We start from the raw sequence: 6,559 nt of genomic DNA on the forward strand, positions 1-6,559 counted from the left end.
GTTCCGCAACCGGTGCTTCGGGGCGCGGCCGGCTCGGCCGCGGGCGTCGCCGCCTTGTCCGGATCGAACTCGCTGAGCCGGCGGGCCAGCGCCGCGAAGGCAGCGTCCAGCACGGCCTTGGCGTCGTCCATCGAAACCTGGGACGCACCGGCCTCGATCGCGCTGGCCTGCGAATCGATGATGTCGCAGATCCGGCCGTCATTGCCGATCTCGCGCAGCCGCCAGGAGATCTCCCGGATCACTCGCACGCCCTTGCGAACCGGCGCGAGATTCTGCTCGAAACTGACGCCGTCGAGCGCTGACTTGGCGGAGGCCTGGGCGGCCTCGATCGCGCCGCGCAGCGCGCCCAGCGCCTGCGCCAACTGCTCGTCCCTGATGGCCGCTGCGGCAGCCTGCCGCTGCGCGCTGAGGCTGTCCTCGATCCGCGCCACGGCATCGAGCACCATGCGGGTGTCGGCATTGCGGTTGCGCTTGGCGTATTCGCCGAGGAACCAGCGGCCCCGCGAGGTCTCCATGAAGGCCGCGCTGATCGCGGCATAGTCCTCCTCGCTCGGCAGGGCCGCGCGGGCGGATATCGGCGACAGGGCGAATGCTTCTTCGGCCATCACAATCTCTTCGCGCAAATCACTGCGCGTTACGCTAACGATCACCACGATATCGCGCGAATCGCAATTGAATTGATGTCTTCCGAATCACAAATCCCCATTGCAGCAAAAGTTGCATCGCGGCGATTCGCGCGCAGCCTTGCGGCATTCTATGCCACGCTGTTCGGCATGACCGGGGTTCATCTGCCGTTTTTCACGGTGTGGATGAAGGCGATCGGGATCGATGCCACCTGGATCGGCATCATCACGGCGGTGCCGCCGGTGACGCGCTTCACCGTGCTGCCGCTGGTCACAGCGGCTGCGGAACGGCGTCAGATGCTGCGCGGCGCGATCATCGCTACGGGATTCGCGACGGCGTTCGGATTTGCCGTGATCGGCACCCAGCACCAGCCGTTCGTGCTGCTCGCGTTCTATGCGCTGACGTGTTGTGTCTGGACGCCGATGGTGCCGCTCACCGACGCCTATGCGCTGCGCGGCGTCAGGCAGTTCGGCCTCAGCTACGGGCCGCTGCGGCTGTGGGGCTCGGCCGCCTTCGCGGTCTGCGCGCTGATCAGCGGGTTCCTGCTGCGCTATGTCGCGGAGGTCGATCTGATCTGGATCATCACGGCCGTGACGGTGCTCGGTGCGCTGGTCGGCCTGACCTTGCTGCCGCTGGGCCGCCCGGTGGCCACCGTCGCGCACGCGGCCGGTTCGCCAAAGCTGCTGCGCAATCCCACTTTCCTCGCCATCATCGTGTCCTCGGCGCTGATCCAGGGCAGCCACGGCGCCTATTACATCTTCGCATCGATTGCCTGGCAGCAGGCCGGTTTCAGCGGCCTCACCATCGCGGTGCTCTGGGTGCTCGGCGTGATCGCCGAGATCGTGCTGTTTGCGGCCTCGCCACGCTTCACGCTGCCGTCGGCGGTGCTGGTGATGATCGCGGCCGGCAGCGCCGTGGCGCGCTGGGCGATCACCGCGCAGGATCCGCCGCTGGCGGTGCTGGCCGTGGTCCAGCTCGGACACGGGCTGAGCTTTGGCCTGACCCAGGTCGGCATCATGGGGCTGATGGTGCATCACGTGCCGGTGCATGTGATGGCGCGCGCGCAGGGCTATCTCACCGCCTGCGGCGGCATCGTCGCGAGCACCACGGCGATTGCCAGCGGCATGGTCTATGCGCGGTTCGGCCTCGGCGTCTACGACATGATGGCCGCGATGGCGGCGGCGGGCGGGCTCGTGATGTGGCTGGCGCGTCGACGCCTAACCCACCATCATCCCCACAGCGCGGCCTCCGGCGGATAGACCAGGCTGCCCTCGTAGCGCAGGCCGTCGTCGCGGTCCTTCGCCAGCAGCAGCGGGCCGTCGAGATCGACGAAGCGCGCGGCTTGCGCGATCAGCATCGCCGGCGCCATCGACAGTGAGGTTGCGACCATGCAGCCGATCATGATCTCGAAGCCGAGCGCGCGGGCGGCATCCGCCATCGCGAGCGCCTCGGTCAGCCCGCCGGTCTTGTCGAGCTTGATGTTGACGGCGTCGTAGCGGCCGCGCAGGCCCGCGAGCGAGGCGCGATCATGCACGCTCTCGTCGGCGCAGACCGCAACCGGTCGCTTGATCCGCGCCAGCGCTTCGTCCTTGCCCGCCGGCAACGGCTGCTCGATCAGCGTGACGCCGGCATCGGCGCAGGCTTTGAGGTTGGCGGCGAGGTTGTGCTCGGTCCAGGCTTCATTGGCGTCGACGATCAGTTCGGAGCGCGGTGCCGCCCTGCGCACGGCCGCGATCCGCGCGCCATCGCCATCGCCGCCGAGCTTGATCTTGAGCAGCGCGCGATGCGCTGCCTTCGCGCTGGCCTCCGCCATCGCCTCCGATGTCCCGAGCGAGATCGTGTAGGCGGTGGTGCGCGGTTCGGGCGCGGGCCGTCCGAGCAGGTTCCAGATCCGCTGACCGGCGCGTTTGGCCTCGAGGTCCGCCAGCGCGCAATCCAGCGCATTGCGGGCCGCGCCGGCGGGCATCCGGGCCTGCAAGGCCGTGCGGTCCATGCCGCCGGCGAGCGGCTCCTGCATCGCCTGGATCGCCTTGAGCGTTGCCTCCGGCGTTTCGCCATAGCGCGGGTAGGGCACGCACTCGCCGCGTCCCACCAGACCGCCCTGGCTGACCTCGGCCATCACCACGACCGCCTCGGTCTTGGCGCCGCGGCTGATGGTGAAGGTCCCGGCGATCGGCCAGCGCTCGATCCGAGCATTCAAGGAAATGGTCCAAGATGGGCTGGAAGTCATTTTAAAGTCTACTATTTCCTGAACCGTGGCTTGCGACGCGCAACCAACTATGGCTGGTTAGTGACAGATTCGACAAGCCGATCCGGCAAGCCACCGGAGATGCAACGGCCAGCCGGCTTGAGGGGTAGGCAAAAGGTGAGCGGCGACCCGACACTGGAGCGGATAGCCCAAGGCGAAGGACTGGCGTTGTGCGCGGCGGGCAACTGGACCGCCCGCTTTGCCCCTGCGCTCGAGCGGATCGTCTCCGACGCCGAGAAGCTGCGCGGCAGCCGCCCCCACATCTTCATCGACGTGTCGCAGGTCGCAAGCCTCGACACCTTCGGCGCCTGGCTGATCGAGCGGCTGCGCCGCAGCCTGAGCGATGCCAGCGCGGAAGCGGAGATCGCCGGCCTCTCCGCCAATTACTCCAGCCTGGTCGACGAGGTGCGCCGCGTCGGCCCCGCGCCCAGGGTCGTGAGCGAGGGGCTGTCGATCACGGGTATGCTCGAGCAGATCGGCCGCACCGTGGCCGGGGTCAGCGGCACCATCATCGGCCTGGTCGACATGCTCGGCGCGGTGCTGGCCGCAGCCGGCAAGGTGCTGATCCATCCGCGCAGCTTCCGCCTGACCTCGACGGTGCATCATCTCGAGCAGGTGTGCTGGCGCGCGGTGCCGATCGTGGTGCTGATCACCTTCCTGATCGGCTGCATCATCTCGCAGCAGGGCATCTTCCATTTCCGCAGGTTCGGCGCCGACATCTTCGTGGTCGACATGCTGGGCGTGCTGGTGCTGCGCGAGATCGGCGTGCTGCTGGTCGCGATCATGGTGGCGGGCCGCTCCGGCTCGGCCTATACCGCCGAGCTCGGCTCGATGAAGATGCGCGAGGAGATCGACGCGCTGCGCACCATGGGGTTCGATCCGATCGAGGTCCTGATCCTGCCGCGCATGCTGGCCTTGGTGCTGGCGCTGCCGATCCTGGCCTTCCTCGGCGCGATGGCCGCGCTCTATGGCGGCGGCCTGGTGGCCTGGCTCTATGGCGGCGTCGATCCCGAGGCCTTCCTGCTCCGCCTTCGTGATGCCATATCGATCGACCATTTCATCGTCGGCATGGTCAAGGCGCCGGTCATGGCGGCGGTGATCGGCATCGTCGCCTGCGTCGAGGGGCTGGCGGTGCAGGGATCGGCGGAATCGCTCGGTCAGCACACCACCGCGTCGGTGGTGAAAGGGATCTTCTTCGTGATCGTGATGGACGGCGTGTTCGCGATCTTCTTCGCCTCGATCGGGATGTGATCATGGCGGAGCAGGACATCGACGCCATCATCCGGGTTCGCGACGTCACCGTGCAATTCGGCACCACACGCGTGCTCGACGGCCTCGACCTCGACGTCAAGCGCGGCGAGATCCTCGGCTTCGTCGGCCCGTCGGGCGCCGGTAAGTCGGTGCTGACGCGCACCATCATCGGCCTCGTGCCGAAGGTCTCCGGCCGCATCGAAGTGTTCGGCGTCGATCTCGATGCCGCAAGCTCGTCGCAGCGCCGCGCCGTCGAGCGGCGCTGGGGCATCCTGTTCCAGCAGGGCGCGCTGTTCTCCTCGCTGACCGTGCGCCAGAACATCCAGTTTCCGGCGCGCGAATATCTGCGCGTCTCGCAGCGGCTGCTCGACGAGATCATGGTCGCGAAACTGGTGATGGTCGGCCTCAAGCCCGAGGTCGCCGATCGCTATCCGTCGGAACTGTCCGGCGGCATGATCAAGCGCGTCGCGCTGGCGCGCGCACTCGCGCTTGATCCTGAATTGGTGTTTCTCGACGAGCCGACGTCGGGCCTCGATCCGATCGGCGCCGGTGATTTCGACGAGCTGGTGCGGACGTTGCAGCGCACTTTGGGGCTGACCGTTTTCATGGTAACCCACGATCTCGACAGTCTTTACACCGCGTGCGACCGTATCGCCGTTTTAGGGAACGGTAAGATCATTGCTGCAGGATCGATCGCCGACATGAAGGCATCGCAGCATCCATGGCTGCAGCAATATTTCAACGGCAAGCGCGCCCGAGCCGTTGTGGCCTAGCCCATGATCCCGAAAAATGGAGCCGATTTTCGGACGAGATCATGCGCCAACAGGAAATTCGACCGGCTCGCGCGCAGGGTGGCTGCGCGAGAGCCCAAGAGTAATTCAAGAGTAATCCAAGAGTTGATGAACGCGAGCAATTGATGGAAACGCGGGCGAACTACGTCTTGATCGGGGCCTTCACGCTGGCGGTGATCGCTGCCGCGTTCGGCTTCGTGCTGTGGTTCCAGAGCCTGCACACCACCAAGCAGCGCAGCCCCTTGCGGGTGATCTTCGAGGGACCGGCGTCGGGCCTGCGCAACGGCGGCAACGTCAATTTTAACGGTATCCGGATAGGGGAAGTGGTGTCGGTGAAGCTCGACAATCCGCGGCGCGTGGTCGCGCTGGCGATGATCGAGAACAACGCACCGCTCCGCAAGGACACCCTGGTCGGTCTCGAATTCCAGGGCCTCACCGGCGTCGCCGCGATCTCGCTGAAGGGCGGTGAGGAGGCCGCCCCGCCGGTGCCGCTGGATGAGGACGGCATCCCGGTTCTGACCGCCGACCCCAACGCACTGCAGGACGTCACCGAGGCAATCCGCGCCACGCTGCAAAACGTCAACCGCATCGTTGCCGAAAATCAGCAGTCGGTGAAGAATTCGCTGAAGAACCTCGAGGTCTTCACCGAGGCGCTGGCGCGCAATTCCGAGAAGATCGACAACGTCATGCTCAAGGTCGACGGCGTGATGGGCAAGGCCGACAATCTGATGCTGGGCCTCAATGCGATCGCCGGCGGCAACAATGGCAGCGAGCTGAACCTGATGGTGAAGTCGATCCGCGAGCTCGCCGACAATGTCGACAAGCGGACCAATCTCCTGATCAACGACGGCCGCCGCACGCTCGCCGATATCAGCCGCGCCGTGAACAATTTCGACCGCAACCCGAGCCGGGTGATCTTCGGCGGCAGCAACAACGCCGCACCCGAGCCCGCTCCGGCAGCCGCACCCGGGCCGCGGCGGCGGCAGTGACGTGATTGGGCGAGTGGTGAAGGGCGAATAGCGAAAAGGGTTCGCTGCCAGCCACGTCCGTCATTGCGAGGAGCGAAGCGACGAAGCAATCCATCGCGCCGCATACGCTGAGGGATGGATTGCTTCGCTTCGCTCGCAATGACGGTCGTCGATCTGCCATCGCGCTGTCGCAGATACCGGGTCTGCTGATCAGCTCGCCAAAACAAAACGGAGGCCTTTCGGCCTCCGTTTTTCGTTCGCTAGTCGCTACTCACTATTCGCCAATCGGCTTACCCCAGCCGTCCCGCGGCGTGCGCGAGCAGGGTGTAGACCAGCCCGGTCTCCGAGGTCAGGTGGCCAGCCAGCTCCTGCTGGCCGCGACCCTCGCGGGCGACTTCGTCGAGCAGGCGCTCGAACTCCGCGATGTAGCGGTCGACGGTCTGCTTGAAGCCGCGGTCGGCGCGGTACTTGCGGGCCACCTCGTCGAAGGCCTTCTGGCCGGCCGGCGTGTAGAGGCGCTTACTGAACGCCTTGTTCTCGCCGCGCTGGTAGCGATCCCACATCTCGGCCGCCAGCGTGCGGTCCATCAGCCGGCCGATGTCGAGCGACAGCGACTCCAGCGGATTGGCGGCCGGCTGCTGCTGCGGACGCGGCCGCTGCTGGGCATCGCGGCCCTG

Annotated in this window: 6 protein-coding genes and 1 pseudogene; 4 read left to right on the top strand and 3 right to left on the bottom strand. The window is 66.5% G+C overall.

Annotated features, from left to right (window positions below):
* Positions 1-605: pseudogene (locus AC628_RS38900) on the bottom strand (hypothetical protein); the annotation flags it as partial.
* 75 nt (positions 606-680) lie between these two features.
* On the opposite strand from AC628_RS38900, the gene AC628_RS38905 reads away from it, so the two are divergent.
* Positions 681-1,883, top strand: coding sequence for an MFS transporter (locus AC628_RS38905; protein ID WP_074131922.1), 1,203 nt, complete (start codon positions 681-683; stop codon positions 1,881-1,883).
* On the opposite strand, the gene dgcA is transcribed toward AC628_RS38905, so the two are convergent.
* Positions 1,853-2,854, bottom strand: a complete 1,002-nt coding sequence (gene dgcA, locus AC628_RS38910; RefSeq protein WP_074131923.1) for an N-acetyl-D-Glu racemase DgcA — start codon at positions 2,852-2,854, stop codon at positions 1,853-1,855. The genes AC628_RS38905 and dgcA overlap by 31 nt on opposite strands.
* 135 nt (positions 2,855-2,989) lie before the next feature.
* Between dgcA and AC628_RS38915 the strand changes: the two genes are divergently transcribed.
* The 3 genes from AC628_RS38915 (at position 2,990) to AC628_RS38925 (ending at position 5,903) form a co-directional block, all read left to right on the top strand.
* Positions 2,990-4,123, top strand: a complete 1,134-nt coding sequence (locus tag AC628_RS38915) for an MlaE family ABC transporter permease (protein ID WP_074131925.1) — start codon at positions 2,990-2,992, stop codon at positions 4,121-4,123.
* Between the two features lie 2 nt (positions 4,124-4,125).
* A complete protein-coding gene (locus AC628_RS38920) occupies positions 4,126-4,896 on the top strand; it encodes an ABC transporter ATP-binding protein (protein WP_074131927.1) in 771 nt (256 codons plus the stop codon).
* A gap of 143 nt (positions 4,897-5,039) precedes the next feature.
* Positions 5,040-5,903 (top strand): MlaD family protein, encoded by an 864-nt coding sequence (locus AC628_RS38925; RefSeq protein ID WP_074131929.1) that lies wholly within the window; start codon positions 5,040-5,042, stop codon positions 5,901-5,903.
* Positions 5,904-6,172: 269 nt separating this feature from the next.
* On the opposite strand, the gene AC628_RS38930 is transcribed toward AC628_RS38925, so the two are convergent.
* A partial coding sequence (locus tag AC628_RS38930; protein WP_143202044.1) for a hypothetical protein occupies positions 6,173-6,559 on the bottom strand: 387 nt, incomplete at its 5' end.

Origin of the sequence: Bradyrhizobium sp. NAS96.2 (assembly GCF_001908235.1) — a bacterium.
In the GTDB taxonomy this organism is placed as follows: domain Bacteria; phylum Pseudomonadota; class Alphaproteobacteria; order Rhizobiales; family Xanthobacteraceae; genus Bradyrhizobium.

What these genes read in the sequence shown, in the direction of transcription:
- AC628_RS38905 (WP_074131922.1), top strand. Translation starts at nt 681, where the DNA reads ATGTCTTCCGAATCACAAATCCCCATTGCAGCAAAAGTTGCATCGCGG.
- dgcA (WP_074131923.1), bottom strand. Translation starts at nt 2,854, where the DNA reads ATGACTTCCAGCCCATCTTGGACCATTTCCTTGAATGCTCGGATCGAG.
- AC628_RS38920 (WP_074131927.1), top strand. Translation starts at nt 4,126, where the DNA reads ATGGCGGAGCAGGACATCGACGCCATCATCCGGGTTCGCGACGTCACC.
- AC628_RS38925 (WP_074131929.1), top strand. Translation starts at nt 5,040, where the DNA reads ATGGAAACGCGGGCGAACTACGTCTTGATCGGGGCCTTCACGCTGGCG.